The sequence below is a fragment of the Pseudomonas pseudonitroreducens genome, from assembly GCF_021603645.1.
Lineage (GTDB): Bacteria > Pseudomonadota > Gammaproteobacteria > Pseudomonadales > Pseudomonadaceae > Pseudomonas > Pseudomonas pseudonitroreducens.
This window is the reverse complement of sequence record NZ_BQHJ01000009.1, coordinates 176,379-199,466: the sequence shown is the minus strand read 5'-3', so window position 1 is coordinate 199,466 and position 23,088 is coordinate 176,379. Positions and strand designations below refer to the sequence as shown.

25 protein-coding genes and 1 pseudogene are annotated in these 23,088 nt (G+C 66.5%); 16 read left to right on the top strand and 10 right to left on the bottom strand.

The annotated features are described in order from the left end of the window. Positions 1-4: 4 nt before the first annotated feature. A complete protein-coding gene (locus tag L6D89_RS22065) occupies positions 5-853 on the bottom strand; it encodes a CAP domain-containing protein (protein ID WP_236174005.1) in 849 nt (282 codons plus the stop codon). A 254-nt stretch (positions 854-1,107) separates the two neighbouring features. Here L6D89_RS22065 and L6D89_RS22060 point away from each other — a divergent pair, with 254 nt between their 5' ends. Continuing rightward, a complete protein-coding gene (locus L6D89_RS22060; protein ID WP_236201175.1) occupies positions 1,108-2,550 on the top strand; it encodes a sensor domain-containing diguanylate cyclase in 1,443 nt (480 codons plus the stop codon). A gap of 7 nt (positions 2,551-2,557) precedes the next feature. Here the strand turns inward: L6D89_RS22060 and L6D89_RS22055 are convergent, their stop codons facing one another. Next, positions 2,558-2,851 (bottom strand): putative quinol monooxygenase, encoded by a 294-nt coding sequence (locus L6D89_RS22055; RefSeq protein ID WP_236174003.1) that lies wholly within the window; start codon positions 2,849-2,851, stop codon positions 2,558-2,560. A gap of 176 nt (positions 2,852-3,027) precedes the next feature. On the opposite strand from L6D89_RS22055, the gene mdaB reads away from it, so the two are divergent. Together mdaB and L6D89_RS22045 are read left to right on the top strand one after the other, a co-directional pair. Next, the gene (gene mdaB, locus L6D89_RS22050; protein WP_054909354.1) at positions 3,028-3,612 is read left to right on the top strand and encodes an NADPH:quinone oxidoreductase MdaB; all 585 of its coding nucleotides are present in this window, start codon (positions 3,028-3,030) and stop codon (positions 3,610-3,612) included. A gap of 746 nt (positions 3,613-4,358) precedes the next feature. Continuing rightward, positions 4,359-4,640: a peptidylprolyl isomerase gene (locus L6D89_RS22045; protein ID WP_024763107.1), complete on the top strand. Its 282-nt coding sequence runs from the start codon at positions 4,359-4,361 to the stop codon at positions 4,638-4,640. A 58-nt stretch (positions 4,641-4,698) separates the two neighbouring features. On the opposite strand, the gene L6D89_RS22040 is transcribed toward L6D89_RS22045, so the two are convergent. Continuing rightward, on the bottom strand, positions 4,699-5,325 hold the full coding sequence (locus L6D89_RS22040) for a LysE family translocator (protein ID WP_236201174.1): 627 nt from the start codon (positions 5,323-5,325) through the stop codon (positions 4,699-4,701). 204 nt (positions 5,326-5,529) lie between these two features. Next, positions 5,530-6,189, bottom strand: coding sequence for a response regulator (locus L6D89_RS22035; protein WP_236201173.1), 660 nt, complete (start codon positions 6,187-6,189; stop codon positions 5,530-5,532). A gap of 27 nt (positions 6,190-6,216) precedes the next feature. On the opposite strand from L6D89_RS22035, the gene L6D89_RS22030 reads away from it, so the two are divergent. The 4 genes and pseudogenes from L6D89_RS22030 to L6D89_RS22020 all read left to right on the top strand — a co-directional run bounded on the left by L6D89_RS22030 (position 6,217) and on the right by L6D89_RS22020 (position 10,657). After that, positions 6,217-7,974, top strand: coding sequence for an ATP-binding protein (locus tag L6D89_RS22030; RefSeq protein ID WP_236201172.1), 1,758 nt, complete (start codon positions 6,217-6,219; stop codon positions 7,972-7,974). A gap of 79 nt (positions 7,975-8,053) precedes the next feature. Next, positions 8,054-8,887, top strand: a pseudogene (locus tag L6D89_RS32840) (PAS domain-containing protein); the annotation flags it as partial. After that, complete coding sequence (locus tag L6D89_RS32835) at positions 8,867-9,427, top strand: methyl-accepting chemotaxis protein (RefSeq protein WP_373874983.1); 561 nt, start codon at positions 8,867-8,869, stop codon at positions 9,425-9,427. The pseudogene L6D89_RS32840 and the gene L6D89_RS32835, both read left to right, overlap by 21 nt. A 114-nt stretch (positions 9,428-9,541) precedes the next feature. Further along, positions 9,542-10,657: a PilT/PilU family type 4a pilus ATPase gene (locus tag L6D89_RS22020; RefSeq protein ID WP_236201170.1), complete on the top strand. Its 1,116-nt coding sequence runs from the start codon at positions 9,542-9,544 to the stop codon at positions 10,655-10,657. Positions 10,658-10,976: 319 nt separating this feature from the next. Here L6D89_RS22020 and L6D89_RS22015 read toward each other — a convergent pair whose 3' ends face one another. Beyond that, positions 10,977-12,251 (bottom strand): SGNH/GDSL hydrolase family protein, encoded by a 1,275-nt coding sequence (locus tag L6D89_RS22015; protein ID WP_373874982.1) that lies wholly within the window; start codon positions 12,249-12,251, stop codon positions 10,977-10,979. Positions 12,252-12,311: 60 nt separating this feature from the next. On the opposite strand from L6D89_RS22015, the gene L6D89_RS22010 reads away from it, so the two are divergent. Next, a complete protein-coding gene (locus tag L6D89_RS22010; RefSeq protein WP_236201168.1) occupies positions 12,312-13,220 on the top strand; it encodes a LysR family transcriptional regulator in 909 nt (302 codons plus the stop codon). 111 nt (positions 13,221-13,331) lie between these two features. After that, positions 13,332-13,883 carry a hypothetical protein gene (locus L6D89_RS22005; RefSeq protein WP_236201167.1) on the top strand — a complete coding sequence of 184 codons (552 nt, stop codon included), beginning with the start codon at positions 13,332-13,334 and terminating at the stop codon, positions 13,881-13,883. Here the strand turns inward: L6D89_RS22005 and L6D89_RS22000 are convergent. Then, positions 13,880-14,785: a YihY/virulence factor BrkB family protein gene (locus tag L6D89_RS22000; RefSeq protein ID WP_236173994.1), complete on the bottom strand. Its 906-nt coding sequence runs from the start codon at positions 14,783-14,785 to the stop codon at positions 13,880-13,882. The genes L6D89_RS22005 and L6D89_RS22000 overlap by 4 nt on opposite strands. A 155-nt stretch (positions 14,786-14,940) precedes the next feature. After that, entirely contained in the window at positions 14,941-15,375 is a 435-nt protein-coding gene (locus L6D89_RS21995; protein ID WP_236173993.1) for a PGDYG domain-containing protein, read from the bottom strand. A gap of 222 nt (positions 15,376-15,597) precedes the next feature. On the opposite strand from L6D89_RS21995, the gene L6D89_RS21990 reads away from it, so the two are divergent. The 3 genes from L6D89_RS21990 to L6D89_RS32630 all read left to right on the top strand — a co-directional run bounded on the left by L6D89_RS21990 (position 15,598) and on the right by L6D89_RS32630 (position 16,447). Next, complete coding sequence (locus L6D89_RS21990; protein WP_236201166.1) at positions 15,598-16,035, top strand: hypothetical protein; 438 nt, start codon at positions 15,598-15,600, stop codon at positions 16,033-16,035. A 21-nt stretch (positions 16,036-16,056) separates the two neighbouring features. Then, a complete protein-coding gene (locus L6D89_RS21985) occupies positions 16,057-16,245 on the top strand; it encodes a hypothetical protein (protein WP_236173991.1) in 189 nt (62 codons plus the stop codon). Between the two features lie 73 nt (positions 16,246-16,318). Then, complete coding sequence (locus tag L6D89_RS32630) at positions 16,319-16,447, top strand: hypothetical protein (RefSeq protein WP_017516671.1); 129 nt, start codon at positions 16,319-16,321, stop codon at positions 16,445-16,447. A gap of 210 nt (positions 16,448-16,657) precedes the next feature. Here L6D89_RS32630 and def read toward each other — a convergent pair whose 3' ends face one another. Continuing rightward, positions 16,658-17,197, bottom strand: a complete 540-nt coding sequence (def, locus tag L6D89_RS21980; RefSeq protein WP_236201165.1) for a peptide deformylase — start codon at positions 17,195-17,197, stop codon at positions 16,658-16,660. Positions 17,198-17,433: 236 nt separating this feature from the next. Here def and L6D89_RS21975 point away from each other — a divergent pair, with 236 nt between their 5' ends. Both L6D89_RS21975 and L6D89_RS21970 read left to right on the top strand, forming a co-directional pair. Then, entirely contained in the window at positions 17,434-17,988 is a 555-nt protein-coding gene (locus tag L6D89_RS21975; protein ID WP_236201164.1) for a magnesium transporter, read from the top strand. A gap of 247 nt (positions 17,989-18,235) precedes the next feature. Beyond that, positions 18,236-18,649, top strand: coding sequence for a DUF5064 family protein (locus L6D89_RS21970; protein WP_236173988.1), 414 nt, complete (start codon positions 18,236-18,238; stop codon positions 18,647-18,649). Positions 18,650-18,653: 4 nt separating this feature from the next. Here L6D89_RS21970 and L6D89_RS21965 read toward each other — a convergent pair whose 3' ends face one another. Beyond that, entirely contained in the window at positions 18,654-19,490 is an 837-nt protein-coding gene (locus L6D89_RS21965; protein ID WP_236173987.1) for a CvfB family protein, read from the bottom strand. 171 nt (positions 19,491-19,661) lie between these two features. Then, positions 19,662-21,437, bottom strand: a complete 1,776-nt coding sequence (locus tag L6D89_RS21960; protein WP_236201254.1) for an ABC transporter transmembrane domain-containing protein — start codon at positions 21,435-21,437, stop codon at positions 19,662-19,664. Positions 21,438-21,591: 154 nt separating this feature from the next. Between L6D89_RS21960 and L6D89_RS21955 the strand changes: the two genes are divergently transcribed. Further along, the gene (locus L6D89_RS21955) at positions 21,592-21,792 is read left to right on the top strand and encodes a hypothetical protein (protein WP_024765957.1); all 201 of its coding nucleotides are present in this window, start codon (positions 21,592-21,594) and stop codon (positions 21,790-21,792) included. A 181-nt stretch (positions 21,793-21,973) separates the two neighbouring features. Then, positions 21,974-23,074, top strand: coding sequence for an AI-2E family transporter (locus L6D89_RS21950; protein WP_236173986.1), 1,101 nt, complete (start codon positions 21,974-21,976; stop codon positions 23,072-23,074). Positions 23,075-23,088 lie beyond the last annotated feature (14 nt).

Below are 23,088 nucleotides of genomic sequence, written 5' to 3'. Positions count from 1 at the left end.
GGGCTCAGGGCGAGCCGAACATCGCCGTCCAGTAGATGCCCGCGTCGCTTTTCGGATCCGCCGCGTAGGCCGCGCCCAGTTCGCTGTATTGCGGGTTCATCAGGTTGGCGCAATGGCCCGGGCTGGCCAGCCAGCTGTCCACTACCTTCTGCGCGTTGCCCTGGCCGGCGGCGATGTTCTCGCCGATACGCTGGCCGGCGTAGCCGTTCAGTTCCGCGCGGTCGCCCGGCGTGCTGCCGTCGCGGCCCTTGTGGTCGAAGTAGTTGTTGTTGGCCATGTCGCGGCTGTGGGCTTCGGCGATGCCGCCCAGGGTGGCGTTCCAGCTCAACGCGCCGGCCGCACCGAAGGCTTGCCCGCCGCATTGGCGGCCCTTGCCGCGCGCGGCGTTGACCGCCTGCAGCAGTTGTTGCCCTTCGGCTTCCCAGGTGCCCAGCTTGCCCTGCAACAGCGGGCGGCCGAGCAGCACGCGCCAGTCATCGCCCTCGCGAACGATGCCGACATCGACGAACTGCGGGTCCAGCAGCACCTGGCAGAAACTCTCCTGCAGCGCCTTCATGGCGGCCGTCACATCGCGCGGGCCGGTAAGGCTGAGCATGCGCACGCTGCTCATCGGGTAGCCGGCCTGGTTCAGCGCGGCCTTCCATTCCCCCGCCGAAGCCGGCAGCGCCAGGCGCGAATCCGGCGACAGCGGCGGCAGCACCTGCGAGGCCTGGCCAGCGCAGGACTGCACGTCCCCGCGGTAGGCGTTGATGGCTTCGAGCAGCTGATCCTGATCGCTCGCGCTGGCGGCAGCGGCGGCACACAGGCCGAGCGACAACAGCAGGCTGCGCAGAAGGAACGACTGGCTGGGCATGGACGGCTCCGATGATCGAAAAGGGCTCAATGATGCGTGATTTCTCGACGTTTGGCTGCGGCCGGGGTGAATCGGTTCCATCACCGCGCGGCGGCGCTGAAACCTGCGGTAAAGGTTGCCCGCTGCACGTCGCAGAAAATTCCCCGGCGACCTGACATAAGGCAAGCGTGCCTCCAACTGTCGTTGTATGCCACCCGACATATCGGACAATCGAGAAACCTGGAAACAATCCGAGCCACGGCGGGAGGTGCGCAGTGCTCAAACCGATTCGCGTCTTCTGCCTGACCTTCCTGCTGGCGGTGCTCGCCTCGCTGCTGGCCGGCTGGCACATGCTGCAGATGAAGCAGGATGCCCTGGCCTACGCCCACGCCAGCGGCAAGAACACCCTGTTGCTGGTGGAGCGCGAGTTCCACCGTGACCTGGATGTGCACGCACAGACGCTGCTGACGCTCTCCAACGTCATCACCGGCCCGACGACGCCGGACCTCTCGCAGCAGGTGCTGCAGGAACTGGTTGAAGGCCACGCCGCCGGCTCGATGCACGCCGGCACCTTGGTGGTGACCGATGCCCAGGGCCAACTGCTGGTGGACTTGAACCACGCTGGCGAGTCGAGCCGCGACCTGTCCATGCGCGACTACTTCACGATGGCGCGCGACAACCCCGGCCGGTTGTTCCTCAGCCATCCCTTCATGCCGTCCTATCCGCGCTCCTCGACCAGCACCGCGCTCAGCCGCGCGGTGATCGACAAGGATGGCCAGTTCGTCGGCGTGGTCGCCGCCATCAAGGAACTGCAGCACCTGGAGTCCTTCGTGCGCGGCCTCGACCTGGGCAAGCACGGGGTGGTCTCGATCCGCCTGCTCGACGGCACGGTGCTCGCCCAATGGCCGCCGGAGCTACCGCGTTCGAGCGAAGAAGAGATCGGCACCTTCCGCGAGTTCGTCGACAGCGGCCGCAACGACTACTTCCGCCAGCAGGGCGGCACCTCGGATGCCTACTGGCGCGGCTACCGGCGCATCGGCGACTACCCGGCAGTGGTCTCGGTGGAGCTGTGCCGTGAAGCGATCCTGAACACCTGGACCGCACGTACCTGGATCACCAGCGGGCTGCTGCTGGCGATCAACGCCGCGACGCTGTTCTTCGCCTATCGCCTGACCCGACACCTGCGCCGCCGCGACGCCAAGGAGGACCGCCTGCGCAACGAAGCCGGCACCGACCCGCTGACCGGCCTGCACAACCGCCGCTGGTTCGACGCCAAGGCCCAGGCGGAGTGGCAGCGCCGCCGTGGCGGCGATGGCGCCCTGGCGGTGCTGATGATGGATATCGACCAGTTCAAGGCCTACAACGACCACTACGGTCACCCGCGCGGCGACCTTGCACTGATCAATGTCGCGCATCTGGTCGGCCAGGGCTGCCAGCGCGAAGACGATGGCGCCGCGCGCTACGGCGGCGAGGAGTTCGTGGCGATCCTGCCGGGCTGCGATACCGCTGCCGCCACCCAGGTGGCCGAGTCCATCCGGCGCGCCGTGGAGGAAACCGCGCTGCCCCACGAAAAGAGCAAGCGCGGCATCGTGACCATCAGTGTCGGCGTGGCCAGCACTGCCGACACAGAGGCAGACAGCATCGAGGCGCTGATCGCCGCGGCGGACGCCAACCTCTACAAGGCCAAGGAAGGCGGACGCAACAGGGTGGTGGCCTGAGCGACCCTCAGCGCGGGCCCATCACTTCCACTTCCTGGATGGCGAAATCGCGGCTCAAGTACTCCATGCGCCGCTCGTGAAACTCGCGCATGTGCGGCAATGCGGTGTGAATGGCCAGGTGCTCGCGGCTCTGCCAGACCTCGAAGAAGGTGAACAGGCTGGGGTCCTGGGCATCGCGCAGCATGTGGTACTGCACGCAGCCGTCTTCGGCGCGGCTGGGCGTCAGGTAGGCACGGAACAGGTCCTCGAAATCCTGGGATCGTTCGGGGCGGGTGTGGGCCTGGAGGATGAAGGCGTACATCGGATCAGCGTTCCTGGTGAGTGGATGGATTGCCTAATCCTGACGCAAATCAATCCTTTCCATTTTTGATTCTCACGCACGGATCATTTGTTCGGAAGCGGGTTTTTCTGCCCCGGAGCTGTCGATATTCTGCGTCCATCGACTTTCTCACCCTTCAGAATTCCGGAGCCCACTCCATGAAAAAAATCCTGCTGATCAACGGCGGCAAACAGTTCGCCCACTCTGACGGCCGCTACAACGCCACCCTGCACGAAGCCGCCATCGCCCACCTGGACCACGCCGGTTTCGATGTGAAGGAAACCTTCATCGACGGCGGCTACGACATCCAGGAAGAAGTCCAGAAGATGCTCTGGGCCGATGTCATCGTGTACCAGATGCCCGGCTGGTGGATGGGCGCACCCTGGACGGTGAAACAGTACATCGACGAAGTCTTCACCGCCGGCCACGGCAGCCTCTACGCCAACGACGGCCGCACCCGCTCCGATGCCTCGCAGAAGTACGGCAGCGGTGGCCTGCTGCACGGCAAGCAGTACATGATCTCGGCCACCTGGAACGCACCGCAACAGGCCTTCGACGACCCGACCGACTTCTTCGAGGGCAAGGGTGTGGACGCGGTGTACTTCCCCTTCCACAAGGCCAACCAGTTCCTCGGCATGAGCCCGCTGCCGACCTTCCTCTGCGTGGACGTGATGAAGCGCCCGAACATCGAAGGCGACGTGCAGCGTTACCAGCAGCACCTGAGCGAAGTGTTCGGCGCCTGAGACGGGTATTTGCGCAGGAGCGGACTGCGTCCGCGATGTCTTCCCGGCGGAGCCAACGTTGGGCGGTTCGCGAGCAAGCTCGCTCCAACAGGGAGCGCTGGCGCAGTGTTCGGCGCCTGAGGCGGGTATTGGCGCAGGAGCGGACTGCATCCGCGATGACTTCCCGGCTGCTCCGACGTCGGGCGGTTCGCGAGCAAGCTCGCTCCTACAGGGAGCGCTGGCGAAGTGTTCGGTGCCGGAGGCAAACAGTTACGCAGGGGCAACCGTCTTCTCTGGATAGCCCGTCGCTGCGTCTTCCCCCTCACCCCAACCCTCTCCCAAGGGGAGAGGGGGCAGTCCGAGTCGACTGACGCGAAGGTTTCATCCTGCACCGAACGGTCCCCTCTCCCCTTGGGAGAGGGCTAGGGTGAGGGATGGCCCAAGCGCAGAGGACTCTCGCAGGAGCGGACTGCATCCGCGATGACTTCCCGGCTGCTCCGGTGTCGGGCGGTTCGCGAGCAAGCTCGCTCCTACAGGGAGCGCTAGCGAGGTGCTCGGCACCTGAAGCAGACATTTACGTAGGAGCGGACTCTGTCCGCGATTGGCCTCAGCCGGCACGAATCAGCCGGAGCACACCATTCGATGGGTATCGCTGCGCTCCACGCCATCCTACGAAGGCGGGCAAACCATCCGCCGCCTGGCATTGGGTTCGCCTGCGGAATCCGCTAGGCTTCGCTTTTTCCTACTGCCTGTTCAGGAGTTATCCCATGGCCCGTGCATCTGCCCGTCACATCCTGGTTTCCAGCGAAGACAAGTGCAACGAACTCAAGACCCAGATCGAAAACGGCGCGGACTTCGCCGCCGTCGCCCGCGACAACTCCACCTGCCCGTCCGGCCGCAGCGGCGGCGACCTGGGCAGCTTCCGCCCGGGCCAGATGGTCCGTGAATTCGATCAGGTCGTGTTCAGCGCGCCGCTGAACGTCGTCCAGGGTCCGGTGAAGACCCAGTTCGGCTACCACCTGGTGGAAGTGACCAGCCGCGAGGACTGATCCGCTTCGCCCGCGCCGCGCCCGAGCCAGGGAGCGGCGCTGCCCTTCCCTCCCCGCGTCACACCGGTCCGCCGCGGGCCACCAGCATCACCCCCAGCCCCACCAGAATCGAACCGCATACCCGTGGCATCACCCGCTGCCCACGCCCCTGTCCCAGCGCACCGAGCAGCAGCGAGGCGAACAGCACGGCAAGCACGTCGGCGGTGGAAAACACCAGGTTGACGATCATCCCCAGGATGAAGAACTGCAGGCCCACCGGCAGGCTCGCGGTCGGGTCGACGAACTGCGGCAGGAAGGTGAGGAAGAACAGCGCCGTCTTGGGGTTCAGTATCTCCACCACCATGCTGTCGCGCAGCACCTTCGGGCGAGCCTCCACAGCATCTCCATGGTCGGACCTGCGCCGGCCGAAGATCATCGAACCGCCGAGCCAGATCAGGTAGGCGGCACCCGCCAGCTTCAGCGCGAGATACAGGTTCGGTGCGTGGTGCAGCAGTGCGGCGAGCCCGGCGCTGGCGGCAAAGATGTGCACGTAGCAGCCCAGGTGGATGCCCAGGGCGGCATGCAGGCCGGCGCGACGGCCGTGGGCAAGGGTCTGCGAGGTCATGTAGAGAATGGCCGGGCCGGGCATGCAGGCAAAGGCCAGCGTCGCCACGGCGAACGAGGCCCAATAGGCAGGCAGTGTCATGGGGTGATCCTTCCCTTGATCGGGTATCGGCCGGCGCCTATCGAGGCGACGCACGGTCCGTGCAGAGAAGGTTAGGGAGCGAGGCCTGCCCGGCACATACGGCAGTTGCCGTATTTTTTCCCCCAGCGTGCGGAGCTAGTCTCTAGCGGACCACTCACCGACAGGACCCGCGACATGCGCACGCAGGCAAGACGACAGGCCGACTCAGGCGCTGGGTACGCCCAGGCGCACGGCGTAGGCCGTCAGTTCCGCGGTGCTGTGCAGATCGAGCTTGCGCATGAGGTTCTCGCGGTGCTTGCGCACGGTCAGCGGGCTGATGCTGAAGTGTTCGGCGATCTCGCGCGCGCTGCGGCCCTGGGCGGCCAGGGTGAGAATCTGCCGTTCGCGTCGGGTCAGATCCACTGCCGACAGCAGGTCGGCCTCCCCCGTCGGGCGCGCGTGCGGGCTGTCCAGCAGCAAGCGCAGGCTCCGCGCCAGGTAATGCCGGCCACTGCGCAGGGCGGCGATGGCTTCGAGCAGCTCGCCGGTGTCCTCGCCCTTGCTCAGGTAGCCGTGTACGCCGGCGTCGAGCACCGAGCGCACGGTGGCGGTTTCCGTGTTGGCGGTGAGCACCAGGATCTTCAGCCGGGGGTGGCGCTGGCGCAGCTCCTGGATGAGCTGCAACCGGTTGAGGCCGGGCATGTTCAGGTCGAGCAGAAGCAGATCGGCGTGCCGTTCTGCCAGCAGGGTCGGCAGGCGCAGGCCGTCCGCCGCCTCGCCGACCACCTCGACGCCTTCCAGGGTCGTCAGTAGCAGGCGCAGACCGTCGCGTACGATGCCGTGGTCGTCGGCGATGAACACCCTCAGTTCGCGCATCCCTTCCATCACTCGTCTCCCTGAGGCACTTCGAACATGCACAACAGCCCGCAGCAGCGCGACCTGGTCGATCTCTTGTTCCGCCAGTCGTACGCCGTGCTCTTCGCCAACCTGGTGATTCCCCTGCCGGTGCTGTTCATCTTCCGCAACGCCCTGTCGCCGACGGCGATGGTGTGCTGGCTGGCGGCGCTCTACGCGCTTACGCTAGGCCGGATTGTCCTGGCACGCACGTACTTCCGGCAAGCCCCGGCGCGCGCGCAGGGACGCAACTGGCTATGGAGCGCCACACTGCTGTCCTGGGCCAGCAGCCTGCTGTGGGGCTGGCTGGGCTGGGCCGGCTTCGTGCACGGCGACCCGCAGCTGTTCGCCTTCACCTGCATCGTGCTCACCGGCCTGGTCTGCGGCGCGGTGCCCTCGCTCTCGGCGTATCCACCGGCCTACATCGGCTCGCTGCTGGCGATGCTGCTGCCGGTGTTGCTGCTGTGCCTGGGCGGCGCCGACGAACAGCACACCACCTACAGCTTCTTCATCGTCTGCCTGGCCGGGGTCAACCTGTACTACAGCCGGGTAACCTACCGCAGCCTGTGCGAGACCATCCGCCTGCGCCAGGAGAACTCCGAGCTGGTCCAGGACCTGCGCGCGCAGCGCGATCGCGCCCGCGCCGCCGACCAGGCCAAGTCGCGCTTCCTCGCCGCCGCCAGCCACGACCTGCGCCAGCCGATCCACGCCCTCGGGCTGTTCGTCGGCGCCCTCTCCGCCCTCGCCGAACGCGGGCCGGTGGACGAGCGCCAGGCGCGGGATATCGCCACGCGCCTGCGGGCGATGCTCGGCAACCTGGGCGACCTGCTCAACGGCCTGCTCGACATCTCGCGCCTGGACGCGGGCGTGGTGCCGGTTGCCCGCGAGCCGATCGCGCTGCAGAAGCTGTTCGCCGACCTGCAGGAAGAATTCGCCGGCACTGCCAGCGAACGCCACCTCAGCTGGCGCGTGCGCGGCAGCCGGCTGTGGGTCGACAGCGATCCGCTGCTGCTCCGGCGCGTCCTCGACAACCTGCTCAGCAACGCCTTCCGCTATACACAGAAGGGCGGCGTACTGCTGGGCTGCCGGCGCCGCGGCAATGAGCTGGAGATCCAGGTGATCGACACCGGTGTCGGCATCCACGCCAGCCAGCAGGAAGTGATCTTCGACGAGTTCGTCCAGCTGCATAACCCCGAACGCGACCGCAAGCAGGGGCTCGGCCTGGGCCTGGCCATCGTGCGGCACACCGCAAGGTTGCTCGGTCACGCCCTGACGCTGAGCTCTCGGCCCGGCCGTGGCACCTGTTTCAGCCTGCGCGTACCGCTGGCCGAGGCACCGCTGCAAGCCCCGCCGATGCCGCTGCCAGAAAGCGAACGCGGGCCCGGCCTGGGGATCATGGTGGTGGAAGACGAGCTCGATGTGCTGCAGGGGCTGTGCAGCCTGCTGGAGGTCTGGGGCCATCGCGTCTACCCCGGCGCCAGCGCGCTGCTTGCCTGCCAGCGGCACATCGAGGCCAGCCACAGCGGCCGCGCCCCCGTTGACCTGATCCTCACCGATTACCGCCTGGGCGAAGGCCAGACCGGTGCCGACGCCGTGCGCCGGATTCGCAGCTACCTCTCGCGCAAGGTGCCGGCGCTGATCATTACCGGCGACACCTCCCCGGAGCGTCTCCGCGAGGCCGCCGCCAGCGGCAGCCACCTGCTGCACAAGCCGCTGGATACCGACCAGCTGCGCCACGCCATCGCCGCCAGCCAGGCGTCCGCGGAGACTGCCTGAAAAATGGCGCCAGGCCTTGCGCCATGCGGGTTAAGCCGGCCAATCCGGGGCTAAAGTCGCGGCGTGATCGGCCGATGCAATGGGTGAAACGAATCGGCAGCAGCCTTCGTGCCTCACCACTAGAGAAAGCCCACGAATGTTCAACTCGCGTCTGAAGCAGGAACTGGCCGCCCTGCGTGAAGAACTCGCCTCCGTCGAGGAGATCCGCGCCAGCCTCGATGAGGAGATGCTCGTGCTGTTCCTCGACCCCCGGGGGCGCATCGAGTCGGTGAATGCCAACTTCGAGAAGGAGCTGCTCCACCGCGGCGATCAGCTCAAGGGCCGCCCCTTGCTGGAGCTGATTCCCGACCACGTGCGCGGGCTGGACTTCCACCTCAAGGTGAAGCACGCCCTCGAGCGCGGCGAGCACCTGGCCGGGGTGATCCGCCTGCTGCGCGGCGATGGCGAGGAGGCCTGGCTGCGCTCAATCCTGCAGCCGGTGCACGACAGCAGCGGTACGATCCAGCGCTTCTCGATCTACGCCAGCGACCTCACCCGCACCATCGAGAACTCCCGCGAGCACGAGAACCTGATCGAGGCACTGCAACGCTCCACCGCGGTGATCGAATTCAACCTGCAAGGCGAAGTGCTTGCCGCCAACGACCGCTTCCTCAACGCCATGGGCTACAGCCTGGCGCAGATCCAGGGCAAGCATCACCGGATGTTCTGCGAGCCCGGCGAGTACAACTCGTCGCAGTACGAAGCCTTCTGGGCCAAGCTGCGCCGCGGCGAGTTCGTTACCGGCCGCTTCAAGCGCATCGACAGCCGTGGTCATGAGGTCTGGCTGGAAGCCTCGTACAACCCGATCATCGACGCCCACGATCGCCTCTACAAAGTGGTCAAGTTCGCCACCGTGATCACCGAGCAGGTGCACCGTGAAAACGCTGTCGCCCAAGCGGCGACCATCGCCTTCGATACCTCGCAGTCAACCGACGACAGCGCCACCAAGGGCGCCGCGGTGGTCCAGCAGACGGTCGAAGTGATGCGCGAACTGGCTGACCGCATGCAGGAGGCTGTCCAGGGTATCGAGGCACTGGACCGCCAGTCCCAGGCCATCGGCGCACTGGTGCAGAGCATCCGCAGCATCGCCGACCAGACCAACCTGCTGGCACTCAACGCCGCCATCGAAGCGGCCCGCGCGGGCGACCAGGGGCGCGGCTTTGCGGTGGTCGCCGACGAGGTGCGCCAACTGGCCTCGCGCACCAGCGCCGCCACCCTGGAAATCACCCGCGTGGTGGAGCAGAACCAGCAACTGGCCGGCCAGGCCGTGGCGATGATCGACCGCGGCAAGCAGCAGGCGGAGCTGGGGCTCGAACTGTTCGGGCAAGCCGGCACGGTGATCATCGAAATCCAGGACAGCGCCCAGCGCGTGGTCGACGCCGTGGGCCAGTTCGCCAACCAGTTGTCGACCTGACGCGCTTCCCTGCGGCACATCAACACGATGTGCCGCAGCCTCCCCTAGTCTCCCGTCCGGCATTGCAGCTAGGCTCAATGCAGATGCGCCCCCTCGCCATCCAAGGACGACCCCATGAGCGACACTACCCTCCCCGACGTCATCGAGTATCTGCGCCTGCTGCCCGAGCGTGGCGGCTCGGACATGTTCTTCAGCGTTGGCGCGCCGCCGCACCTCAAGGCCGAAGGCCACAGCCAGCCGACGGACGCTCGCGTGCTGCAGCCTGGCGAGGTGAAGACCCTGGCCTGGCAACTGATGTCACCGGCCCAGGCGCAGGACTTCGAACGCGACCTGGAGATGAACCTGGCGCTGAGCGTGCCGGACGTGGGGCGGTTCCGCGCGAACATCTATTTCCAGCGCGGTGAAGTGGCCATGGTGGTGCGCCTGATCAAGCAGGTGATCCCCGACGTCACCGCCCTCGGCCTGCCGTCGATCCTCGACAAACTGGCCATGCAGGATCGCGGGCTGATCCTGGTCATCGGCGCGGCCGGTGCCGGCAAGTCGACGACCCTGGCGAGCATGCTGGACTTCCGCAACCGCCACCGCTCCGGGCACATCGTCTGCATCGAAGACCCGATCGAATTCCTCCACATGCACAAGAAATCGATCATCGACCAGCGCGAGGTCGGCCTGGACACCCACAGCTACGAGGATGCGCTGCGCAACGTACTGCGCGAGGCGCCGGACGTGATCATGCTCGGCGAGATCCGCGACGCCGCCACCATGCAGCACGCGCTGCACTATGCCGAAACCGGCCACCTGTGCGTCGCCACCCTGCACGGCACCAGTTGCCGCCACGCCATCGAGCGCATCACCCGCTTCTTCCCCGATGAAGCACGCCCGCAGGTGCTCGCCGACCTGTCGCAGAACATCCTCGCCCTGGTCGGCCAGCGCCTGGTGCCCGGCACCCATCAGCGCCGCGCGGTGGCGGTGGAGCTGGTGCTGGGCACGCCGCACATTCGCGGGATCATCCAGCGCGACGAACTGCCCGAGCTCAAGGGCGCGGTGGAACGCGCGCTGGAGAGCGGCATGCAGAGCTTCGACCAGAGCCTCTACAAGCTGCTGGAGGAAGGCCGGGTGAGCGTGGCCGACGCGCTGAAGTTCGCCGATTCGCGTACCGATCTGGCGCTGAAGATCAAGCTGGAGCGCGGCATGGACGACGACAGCGTGGGGCCGGTATTCGGCAGCTGAGCGGGCCTGTTCCGAGCGTGCCGATATCAGGCCTGTCGCGGACAGAGTCCGCTCCTGCGCCGACTCTTGCCAATAAAGCAGAATCAACTGTCTTCTTCGAGGAAGTCCGTAGCGATGCGTTCTCCTCACCCCTGCCCTCTCCCTCAGGGAGAGGGGGCAGTCCGAACCGGCTGACGCGAAGATTTTATCCTGCACCGAACGGTCCCCTCTCCCCCCGGGAGAGGGTCAGGGTGAGGGCCGACGCGCACACAGAGGCATCTTGTTGGAATGGACTGCGTCCGCGATCGCATCCCGGCCATACCTGGCCTCGCGGAAGGCCTCACATGCCCTTCAGCAACGCCTCGATATCCACGCTCTCCGCCATCGCGCGATTGCCCGCATCGCCGGGGTGCAGGTGGTCGCCGCTGTCGTAGGCCGGCAGCAGGCGCAGCGGGTGGGCGGGGTCGCGCAGGTGCGCATCCAGGTCCACCACTGCATCGAATTCCCCGCTCTGGCGAATCCACTGGTTCACCCGCTGGCGCAGCGCTTCCTTGTTGGCCGCGTGGTAGTTCTCTATCGGCGAGCCGCTGAGGGCACGCTCGAACGGCAGGATGGTCGCGCCGACGATGCGCACACCGCGCACATGGGCCTGGGCGATCAGTTGCCGGTAGCCGGCGACCAGGTCCTGGTACTGCACCAGCGGGTTGTTCGGCGCGAAGGTGCTGCCGGGCCAGGAGATGTCGTTGATGCCCAGCAACACGATGGCCGCCCGCACTCCCGGCTTGCCCAGTGCGTCGCGCTGGAAACGCACCAGGGCGCTCTGTCCCATGCCGTCGGAGAGCAGCCGGCCGCCGGAAATGCCGGCATTGATCACTCCCACGCCACGCGATGCCAGCCGCTGCGCCAGCAGGTCCGGCCAGCGCTGGTTGCCGTCCAGGCTGGCGCCACGGCCATCGGTGATCGAGTCTCCCAGCACCGCCACCACCGGCCGTGGCTCGGGGTTTTCCACCAGCACATCGGCGAGGAACAGCCGCGCTTCCATCGTGCCTTCCACCGGCAGAAGCCCAGCGTCGAGTTGCTCGCCCGGCCCACCGTGGACGCGCTGCTTGCCGTCCCAGTGGAAGGTTTCGATGGCCGTCGGCTGCGGCAGATAGATCGACACCGCCAGTTCACCCAGCGCCGGGACGGCGAGGTCCAGCGGATCGCTCAGCAGCTCGGCACCCGGTGCAATGTACGCCGTGGGCTGGCCGGCGAAAGTCAGCCGATAGCTGGGGCCGCCCAGCCGCCCGGCCGGTGCAGCCAGTGCCACGGCCGCCTCGCCAATCGCCACCGGCTGGCTGCCATAGGCGTTGGATAGCGCAATGCGTACACGCTGGCCGCCGAGGCTGACCTTCACGCTCTGCCGCAGTGTCTGGTTTCCAATCTGTGTCGGTACGCCCAGCGGCAGCGGTACCTCCTTGCTCCAGGTGCGTTGCGGGCTGGCGCTCCAGGTGGCCTGCCAATGCCCGTCATCCGCCTGCGCCAGCGGCAGGCCAAGGGCGATCAGGGCAGCGAGCAACAATCTGTTCATGGCATTCCTCGAAATCGGTGAAGGATTGGCCACAGGCTCAACCATTCCAATTCACGGCGGTAGACGGCATATTTGCAGACCCGTCATTCGATAAACGAATAGGACATGGATACTCTCAAGGCGTTGCACTGTTTCGTCCGCGCCGTGGAGCTGGGCAGTCTTTCCGCCGTTGCCCGCGAGTCCGGCAGCAGCCAGCCGACCGTGAGCAAGACCATGGCGGCGCTGGAGCGCCAGGTCGGCGCGCAATTGCTGATCCGCAGCACGACGCGCGTGCAGCCAACCGAGCAGGGCCGCCGCTTCTATGAGTACGCCCGGCGGACGCTGGAAAGCTACGCCGAGGGCGTCAGCCAGGCCCGTGGCGAAAACGAGCAGGTGCGCGGCCGCCTGCGGGTCAGCGCGCCGGTGAGCCTGGGCGTGCTGCGCCTGAATGCGCTGCTGCTGGAGTTCATGCAGTTGCACCCGGAAGTCGAGGTCGAGTTGCTGCTCAACGACCGCTTCGTCGACCTCGCCGAGGAAGGTATCGACCTTGCCTTGCGCCTGGGCGGCGAGCTGCCGGAGCAGCTGATCGCCCGCCCGCTGGCCCGTTCGCCGCGCTATCTGGTCGCGTCCCCCGCATGGCTTTCGCGTCTGCCGGTGCTGGGCAGCCCCGAAGACCTGCCGCTGGCCGACTACCTGCGCTTCGCCTGGCTCGATGCCGGAGAGCGCCTGCTGCTGCGCCACGCCGACGGCCGCGAGCTGAACCTTGCCACCCGCAGCCGTTACACGGTGAACAGTTCCCTGGCAATCCGCGAGAGCTACTGCCTGGGTGCCGGCTTCGGCCTGACGCCGGCCTGGCTGGTGGCCGACCTGCTGGCCGACGGCAGCCTGCAGCGGCTCCTGCCGCAATGGCAGGGGCCTACCCAGGAGGCCAGTCTGCTGTATCCTTCGCGCCATTTTCTGCCGGCCCGGACCCGCGCGCTGATCGACTTCCTCATCGAGCGCCTGCCGCGGCTGCCTGGTTTCGAGGCCCTCTGAGGCCCCCCGGGCGGCCCTTGTGCAGTGCAGCGGCTATGCTGTTCGCCCATGAGCAGAACCGACGCGCCCACCGACCGGTCGAACCCTGACATTCGCCCCCGAGGGACTTGCATGGGCAAGCAATCTACACCGTACCTGCTGGCCGCCCTGGCTCTGCCACTGCTGCTGGGCGGCTGCTCCAGCACCGCCAGCAACCCCTGCGACGAGCCATTGAGTGGCGAAGCCTGCCGCCAGGAGCGCCTGCTCTACCAGAACGACATGCTGCAGGCGAAGCTGCTGATCGCCACCGGCGACCTGGCCAACTACGAGCTGGCCGAGGCCCTGCTTGCCCGCGCCCTGGAGCGGGACGAACGCGGCGAAGCGAGCTTCTACATGGCGCTGCTGAAGATCAAGGAAGGCCCGCAGGTGGACGAGGTGCTGCCGCTGCTGGACAAGGCTGCCGACGCCGGCCAGCCATACGCCGTGGCGCTGCTCTACAAGATCTGGTCCGAGCCCTTCCTGGTGGACCAGGCCGACCCGCAGAAGGCGCAGCAGTACCTGGACGACTACGCCAACCTGGACGTCGCCAAGAGCGGCTATCCGTCGTTCGAGAAGGCCAGCGCACTGGTCAACTCGCTGCTCAGCGAGCCGCCTGCCGTCGCCGGCCAGGCAGTCGAGCCCTAGCCCTCATCCGGCGCCGGAGAGGCCGTCGCGAAGGTCCGCTCGCCTTCGTCCTTGCCGTGGGGCAGGTGGTGTTCGATCACCGCGTTCAGCTCCGCTCCCAGCAGCAGCACCGCCGACGAGATGTAGAAGTACAGCAGCAGCACGATGATCGCGCCGACACTGCCATACATGGCGTTGTAGTCGGCGAAGTTCTTCACGTAGTAGCCAAACCCCAGCGATGCAGAAATCCACAGCACCACGGCGAGCACCGAGCCGGGCGTGATGAAGCGGAACTTCTGCTGCACGTTGGGCGTGACGTAGTAGATGATCGCCACCGCCATCATCATCAGCAGCACGATCACCGGCCAGCGCAGGATGCTCCAGAGGATCACCACGAAATCCTCCAGGCCCACCTTGGCGGCGATCCAGCCCATCACCTGGGGGCCTAGGATCATCAGCGCGGCGATCAGCATCAGCATGGCCACCAGGCCGAAGGTGTAGAACAGCGACAGCGGGATGCGCTTCCACGCCGGGCGCGCCTCGCGCACATCGTATGCGGCGTTGAGCGCGGTCATCAGCGAGCGCACCGCCGCCGAGGACGACCACAGGGCGATCACGATACCGATGGACAGCAGGCCGCCCTGGCGTTGCTGCAACTGGTCGATCACCGGATTGACCTGGTCCAGCGCCTGGCTCGGCAGCACGTAGTCGGCCTGCTGGCGGAGGAAGTCGAAGAACTCCGGCAGGTGCAGGAAGCCCAGCAGTGCGATGAGGAACAGCAGGAAGGGAAACAGCGAGAACAGCCCCTGGTACGCCAGCGCGGCGGCGTAGGTGGGCATCTCGTCGTCGAGAAATTCCTTGAGCGTCAGCCTGATCAGTTTCCAGGGCCCCAGGCTGAGCCCGCGCATGTCCATGAATCGCATCCCGCACCGTCCTCCCGATCAGCGTCCGACCCGCCGGCGGCTGCAGGATGGACCCGCGCGACACCGGCAAAGTTGCAACAAATGCACGGCGCAGAGCGCCTGCCAGCACAGACCATAGCCGCTGGGAGGGCGTCGAGGCCAGAGCGCGAAGGCGTTCAGTCGGCCAGGCGATAGACCTTGGCGAAGCGTTCCGCCTTCACCACGCCGTAGTCGCCGGGGGCGTACTGCATGACCCAGTCACCCGCAGCGCCGGTGAGACGGTCGCCACCGGCCGAACGCAGCAGGCTGAAGGGCTGCTCCATGCGCCGGGCCAGCACCGGGCTGGGAATATTGCGGTAGGCGCCGGGCTCACCGTGGGCAAGCGCGGCATCGACGGGGCGGTATTTCGGGTCGAAGCGCTCGCGGGAGACGACCCAGCGCTCGCCCGTTGCGCCGCTGACGATCGCGTCGCCGACGGCATAGCGATTCGGGCCTTCGAGGCTCATCAGCTCGCCCGGCGCGACGGCGAAATCGACGGTGACGGTTTCATCCTTCACCACGCGTTGCGCGGCGGGGTCGGTGCGGAGGTCGAGCTGGGTGAGTTCGATCATGGTGGGCGGCGAACCTGCGGAAAAGGTAGAGGAAAGACCGGCGCAAAAGCCTACCCGCAAAACCATCGCCCCGCGAGCGGCCAGCGGCTGGCGGTGCTCTACACTCACAGACCATGAGCGTGCCGCCACGGCACACCAGAGCGAACCCGGCCATGTCCTGGCTGTCGCAGCTACTGAGCCCGCACCTTTGCACCACTCCCATCAGCCGTACAGGAATCTCCCATGCCGCTTGCCCGTCTCGCCCTGCCCTTGCTGTTGCTCACCAGCCTTGTAGCCCATGCCGAAGACTCCGCCGACGAGGCAAAATTCCTCAAGGAATCGGCGGACTATTTCGACCAGGTGACCAAGTCCAACCTGCCGCGCCAGGTGGACAAGGTGACCACCCTCAACAGCGTGCAGCTCGACCCGGCGAAGAAGATGCTGTATTACCGCTACGCCATCTCCAACCTGCGCCTGGACGCCATGGACCTGGGCGCCCGCGCCAAGTTCGAGAATGGCCTGAAGAAGCAGCTTTCGGACACCACCTGCGAGCAGCCCGACCTGCTGCAGCGCTTCCGCGAGCATCACCTGAGCGTCACCCACGAGTACGCCGGCAGCGACGCCAAGCCGCTGGCCAGCATCACCATCGACCCGCAGACCCTGGACTGCGCCAAGACCTGACGGTGCACCGAAGAACCACCCATGAGCCGTGCCGATTACCATCAGGAAAACGCCCAGCGCGCCGAGGCCGAAGCCCGGCGCCTGCTGGCCGAACGCGACCGGCTCGGCGCCCGCTGGCTGCCCTGGGTGGCCGGCGAGCTGTACCGGCTGAGCCCGCCGCACTACGCCAACATGGTGCGCCGCGAACTGGAACGCCTGACCGCCGGCTGAACGGCCGCCTGCAGCGGGACTATGCTGAAGCTGTCAGCTCTCGGCCCGAGGGCGTCCCCTGGAGGACAGGCTCGTGAAAGGTCTCGACGCAAAGAAACAAGCGAAGAAGAAGCCGCTGAAAACCGCGCATGAAAAACGCATGGCCAAGCGGCAGAAGAAAACCGGCAAGTCGCTGCTGGGCACTCCACAACAACCGTCCTGAGGACGCGTCCCTCGTCCCGCGGATGGCCTCGGTGAGAGGCTGTCCGCTCTGCCCCCCTCGATCCATTCGGACTGTTCCCATGCGTAGGATCGTGCAGAGCCACCGCCCGGCTCAGGGGCGAATTGGCTCGCGAATGAGTTAGGCGGCGGGCATGCAGGTGGGCGGGTTCGCGAGCAAGCTCGCTCCTACAAAAAGCGGTAGCGCTGGGGGTCAGTCATCCGCCGTTGGATCGAGCCCCGGGAACAGCACTTCGGTAAAACCGAACTTGCTGAAATCGCTGATGCGCGATGGATACAGCCGGCCGATCAGGTGGTCGCACTCATGCTGCACCACGCGGGCGTGGAAACCCTCCACCGTGCGGTCGATGGGCTGGCCGTGAGGGTCGACGCCCTGGTAGCGGATGGTCCGGTAGCGGTCTACCGCGCCACGCAGGCCGGGGACCGAGAGGCAACCTTCCCAGCCCTCCTCCCGCTCATCGCCGATGGGCGTGATCAGCGGATTGAGCAGGATGGTCGGCGGCACTGCCGGCGCGTCCGGGTAACGCTCGCTGCGTTCGAAACCGAAGATCACCAGTTGCAGGTCAACGCCGATCTGCGGCGCGGCCAGGCCAACGCCACCAACGTGGTGCATGGTCTCGAACATGTCGTCGATCAGTTGCTGCAACTCGGCGCTGCCGATCATCGAGTCGGGCACCGGCGGGGCGATGCGCAGCAGGCGCTCGTCACCCATCTTGAGAATCTCGCGGATCATCTCGGCCTCGTTCGCCGTTGAGTGAAAGCGGCATGCTTCCAATGAGAGCTGCATCCTCGGCCCCCACGGCCGGTCTGGCAAGCCCGCGACCGCCGGGCAGGGCCCCGGAGCGCACGGCGCCGCGGTGTTAGACTGATCTGCGACGACAACCATCGAACGGCGGATATTTGCCGATTTTCACGGCAGATGGCGGTCAAACCCTGGGGGATCTTCATTCCGGGGGCTGGAGGTTCGTCATGAACAGGCATTACTACATCAGCGACAACCTGGACGACCTGGAGCAGGTCGAGCAGGAGCTCTCCGAAAGCGGTATCGGCATCGAACAGATGCACGTGCTCAGCGACAGCGATGCGGAGCTGGAAGAGCACCGGCTCCACGAAGTGCCCTCGATGATGAAGAAAGACGTGGTGCACTGGGGCAAGATCGGCCTGATGATCGGTGCGGCGCTGGCCGTGCTGGTACTGCTGGTCGGCTACCTGAGCGGCTGGACGCAGACAGCCGCCGGCTGGATTCCCCTGGTCTTCCTGGCCGCCGTGCTGCTGGGCTTCAGCCTGTGGGAAAGCAGCTTCTTCGGCCTGCAGCGCCCCAGCGGCGAGGTGCGCCGCTTCCAGGACAACCTGCAGGAAGGCCGCCACGTGTTCTTCGTCGACGTGAAACCCGAGCAGGAACCGGTACTGGACATGGTGGTGCGCCATCACCCGCGCCTGGAAATTGCCGGCTTCGGCAGCGCCATGCCGGCCTGGTGGCTCTCCGTCGAGCAGGCCTGGAATCGCTTCCGCCATATGATGTAAGCCGCGGTCAGCCTTGCGGCGGGATAGCCGCGCTCTTGCTCCGCAAGCCGATGGCCTGCGGCGGCCGGGCTTTGACTCATGTCAGCCGAGTACTGGCCCGGCAATTGGAAACTGGGCTCCCCAGCGCATCCTCCGGCGCCGCAACGGCGAGCCGGATGACGTCACCGCCTGTCGCAGCTGGCCACTCAACCGGCAGGCGGCTAGGGTCACTGAATCCATGACAGACGCTTGTCGCTAAGGAAACACCATGTCCGTCCCCGCCCAGGTCACCGTGCACTCGAGCGCCGGCCTCGACCGCCAGCAGTACCGCATCCGCCTGCGCTACAGCGTGGAGAACGCCGCCAGCCGCGATGCCCTGGTGAGGTTCGAACTGGATGGTGAAATCGACGGCCAGCCCTTCAGTGACGGCTTCGAGCTACCCGGCGACCTCGCCTTCAACTTCGCCGGCAGCGCCACACGCATCCTCCGCCGCCACGGTCTGCGGGTCTGCAGCGGGCCGGTGCTGCGCTTTCGCAAGGAGCATGACCGGGTGTTCGACGACCTGCGTCGTCTGCTGAGGGCCGAGCCGGGTACGCCGGTCGACCTGCAGCGCATGGGCTCGCTGGCCCCGGCCGAGCCGCGTTGCGCGGTGGCCGAGTCCATCGTCCGCGGGCGCGGCTGAGCCGTCAGGTCAGTTCGATACGGTCGTCATGGATGACGATCAGGCCCTGCTTGAACAGACCGCCGATGGCCTTCTTGAAGTTGCCCTTGCTGACGCCGAACTGCTGCGCAATCAGTTCCGGCGGGCTCTTGTCGCTGAGCGCCAGGGTGCCGCCGGCCTCGCGCAGGGCGTTGAGGATCTGCTCGCTCAATGCGTCGGACAGGCCGGCGCCGGCCGGTTGCAGGCTCAGGCTGATCTTGCCGTCGGCGCGCATTTCCTTGATGTAGCCGGTCTCGCGCAGGCCATTACGCATGAACTTGAAGACTTCGTTCTTGTGGATCAGGCCCCAGTGCTTGCCGTCGATGATGGCCTTGTAGCCCAGGTCGGTGCGCTCGACGACGAGCAGGTCCACCTGCTGGCCGACCTTGTAGTTGGCCGGGACGTTGTCCAGGTAGCGATCCAGCCGCGCGGTGGCGGTGATGCGGCGGCTGCGCTCGTCGAGGTAGACGTAGACCACGCAGTAATCACCGACCTGCAGCGGGCGCTTTTCTTCCGAGTGCGGCAGGAGCAGGTCCTTGGGCAGGCCCCAGTCGAGGAACAGCCCGATGCGGTTGACTTCCACCACCTTGAGGCTGGCGAAACCGCCGACCTGCACCTTGGGCTTCTGGGTGGTGGCAATCAGGCGATCTTCGCTGTCCAGGTAAATGAACACGTTCAGCCAGTCGCCCACCTCGGTGGGTTCGTTCTTCGGCACATAGCGTTTGGGCAGCAGGATTTCGCCATGGCTCTCGCCATCCAGGTAAAGACCGAAATCGGTGTGCTTGGCCACCTGCAACGAATTGAACCGACCTATGACTGCCATGACGCTTACCTCGTGAACGGGGCGAGCATTCTACGCGCATTGGCGCAAGGATGCGCCTCAGGCCGCCGAACGCCGGCTTTTTTGTAGGACCGAGGGGGGCGCCCAGCCCTCGCTCGCGAGCCCTGCTTTGCAGCAGCTCCGGAGTTAAGCAGTTCGCGAGCAAGCTCGCTCCTACAGGTTCTGCTCCGCCTGGCCGAACTGGAGTTCGGCCAGGCGTGCATATAACGGGCTGCTGACCACCAGTTCGGCGTGCCGCCCCAGCGCCACCAGGCGGCCGTGCTCGATCACCGCGATGCGGTCGGCATTGAGCACAGTGGCCAGGCGGTGGGCGATCACCAGCGTGGTGCGGTCGCGCATCAGCCCCGGCAGCGCCTGCTGGATCAGGTGTTCGCTCTCGGCATCCAGCGCGCTGGTGGCCTCGTCGAGCAACAGGATAGGCGCGTCCACCAGCAGCGCACGGGCGATCGCCAGGCGCTGGCGCTGCCCGCCGGACAATCCCAGGCCGCTCTCGCCCAGGTGCGTGCGGTAGCCCTGCGGCAGGCGCAGGATGAACTCATGGGCATGGGCGGCGCGGGCGGCAGCCTCCACTTCGGCATTGCTGGCGCCGGGGCGGCCGTAGCGGATGTTCTCCTCCACCGTGCCGAAGAACAGTGCCGGGTTCTGCGACACCAGGGCGAAGCTGCGGCGCAGGTCCACCGGATCGAGCTGGGCGATCGGCTGGCCGTCGATCAGGATGCGTCCCTGCTGCGGGTCGTAGAAGCGCAACAGCAGGTCGAACAGGGTCGACTTGCCGGCACCGGATGGGCCGACCAGGGCCAGGGTCTCGCCCGGCTCCACGCGCAGGTCGATGCCATCGACGGCCCATTGCTCGGGGCGCGACGGATAGGCGAAGCGCACACCCTGCAACTCGATGCTGCCGACGATCCGTGCGGGCAGGTGCAGCAGGTCGCTGGCGGGCGCATGGATTTCACTGCGCGCCCGCAGCAGCTCGGCGATGCGTTCCGCCGCGCCAGCCGCACGCTGCAGCTCCCCAATCACCTCGCTGAGTGTGCCGAACGCCATGCCGACGATCAGGCTGTAGAACACGAAAGCGGCCAGGTCGCCGGGGCTGATGCGCCCGGCGATCACGTCCATGCCGCCGACCCAGAGCATCACGCCGACGGCGCCGAGCACCAGCAGGATCACCACGCTGACCAACCAGGAACGCTGGGTGATGCGCTTGCGGGCAGTGTCGAAGGCGTCTTCCACGGTGCGGCCGAAGCGCGCGCGGTCCTGCGCCTGGTGGTTGTAGGCCTGCACCGTCTTGATCTGGCCGAGGGACTCGCCGACGTAACTGCCGACGTCCGCCACGCGATCCTGGCTGAGCCGCGACAGACTGCGCACGCGACGGCCGAACAGCAGGATCGGTGCGATCACCAGCGGCAACGAGGCGACCACGATGCTGGTCAGCTTGACGTTGGTGAAGAACATCAGGATCACCCCGCCCAGCAGCATCAGCACGTTGCGCAGCGCCATGGACAGCGAGGAGCCGATCACCGACTGCAGCAGCGTGGTGTCGGCGGTGAGGCGCGACTGGATTTCCGAAGCGCGGTTGTTTTCGTAGAAGCCGGGGTGCAGCTCGATCAGGTGGTCGAACACGCGCTGGCGGATATCGGCGACGAAGCGCTCGCCAATCCACGACACCAGGTAGAAGCGCACGAAGGTACCCACCGCCAGGCACAGCACCAGGGCGAAGAAGATGCCGATGGCACGGGTGAGCAGCTGTTCGGACTGGGTGATGAAGCCCTGGTCCACCAGCAGGCGGATACCCTGCCCCAGTGACAGGGTGATGGCGGCGGTGAACAGCAGCGCCAGCAAGGCGCCGAGTGCGCGCCAGCGGTAAGGCGCCAGGAACGAGCGAGCCAGGCGCAAGGCATTGCGCTGGCGGGACGACAGCAGGGACATGATGGGCTCTGAGCGGCCGGAGTGCGCAGAGGGTAGCACCGCCACTACGCACCAGGCGAAGGACTATTCAGGCCGCCGAATGGGACCGTTCGTTCCATGACCGCCCCGAAAGCTGCTCGTTTGATGTACAATGGGCGGCCAATTTGCGCAGACAGGTATGGCAGATATGACTACCAAGCCCTCCACCCGCCAGAAAGCAGCCCCCAAGGCTCCCGCCGCTACCGCGACCAGCGAAGCTCTGGAAGCCCAGATTGCCGCCTTCCTGAACTCCGGCGGTGAGATCCAGCAGATCGCCAAGGGCGTGACCGGTCAGAACTACGGCGCACCGAGCCGCCACATCAGCCTCGGCAAGAAGTAATACCTCGCAGGCAAGCCTGCCGGTCCTCGGCAGGCTGCCCGCTCGCCCCGCCTCTACCCGCGCTTTTCACGATCGCCGCGCAATCCCGAACTTCCTTTATTGCCTGAACACCTTGCACTCGGGCAGAGTCCGCCAATAGTTAAGGACTGGGCCACGTCGCGCCCGCTGCAAGGAGCACCCCATGCTGCCCTCTCCGGAAAAGCTGCTGTCGCGCAACCTGCTCGATGTGCTGATCCGCGCCGGCCTGATCCTGTTGCTGGCCCTGTTCTGCTTCCGCATCTTCCATCCCTTCCTCGACCTCATGCTCTGGTCGGTGATCCTCGCCATCACCCTCTACCCGCTGCATCAGTTGCTCAGCGGCTGGCTGGGCGGACGGCCCAACAGCGCAGCGACGCTGATCGTGATCCTCGGCCTGGTGATCCTGCTGGTGCCGGTGGTGGTGATCGGCATGTCGATGGCCGACTCGGTGCGCGACCTGGTGCACGCCATCCAGAACCGTACCCTGCAGATCCCGCTGCCTCCGGACTCGGTACAGCAATGGCCGGTGATCGGGCAGTACGTCTACCCCTTCTGGACACGCGTCGCCACCGACTTCATGGGAGTCGTCCACCAGATGGCCCCGCACCTGCAGGGCGTCGCCAAGACCCTGGCAGGCCAGGCGGCAGGCGCTGGCATGGGCCTGATGCAGTTCCTGGCGGCGTTCGTCGTCGCCGGCATCATCATGGCCTACGGTGAACTGGGCAGCCGGACTTCCTGCGACATCGCCATCCGCATCTCCGGCCCGGAGCGCGGACCGGGGCTGGCCGAGCTGTGTACCGGCACCATCCGCGCGGTAGCGCAGGGCGTGGTGGGCGTGGCCTTCATTCAGACCATGATCCTCGGCCTGGGCTTCGTCGTCATGGGCATCCCCGGCGCCGGCCTGCTGGCCCTGGGCGTGCTGCTGCTGGGCATCACCCAGTTGCCGGTGGTGCTGATCACCATTCCGGCGATCATCTATGTGTTCATGACCAACGACTCGCTGCTGGTCGCCATCCTGTTCACCATCTGGACCATGGCCGGCGGCCTCTCCGACAACGTGCTCAAGCCGCTGATGTTCGGCCGCGGCGGCAAGGTGCCGATGCCGGTGATCCTGATCGGCGCCCTGGGCGGCATGCTCAGCAATGGCATCATCGGCCTGTTCGTCGGCCCGGTAGTACTGGCGCTGGGCTACGAGCTGTTCATGTCCTGGGTCCACGAGCGCGAGGCGCCTGTCGCTCCGCCCATCGAGCCGCCAGCCCCCTGACCCCCTCGCCCGCG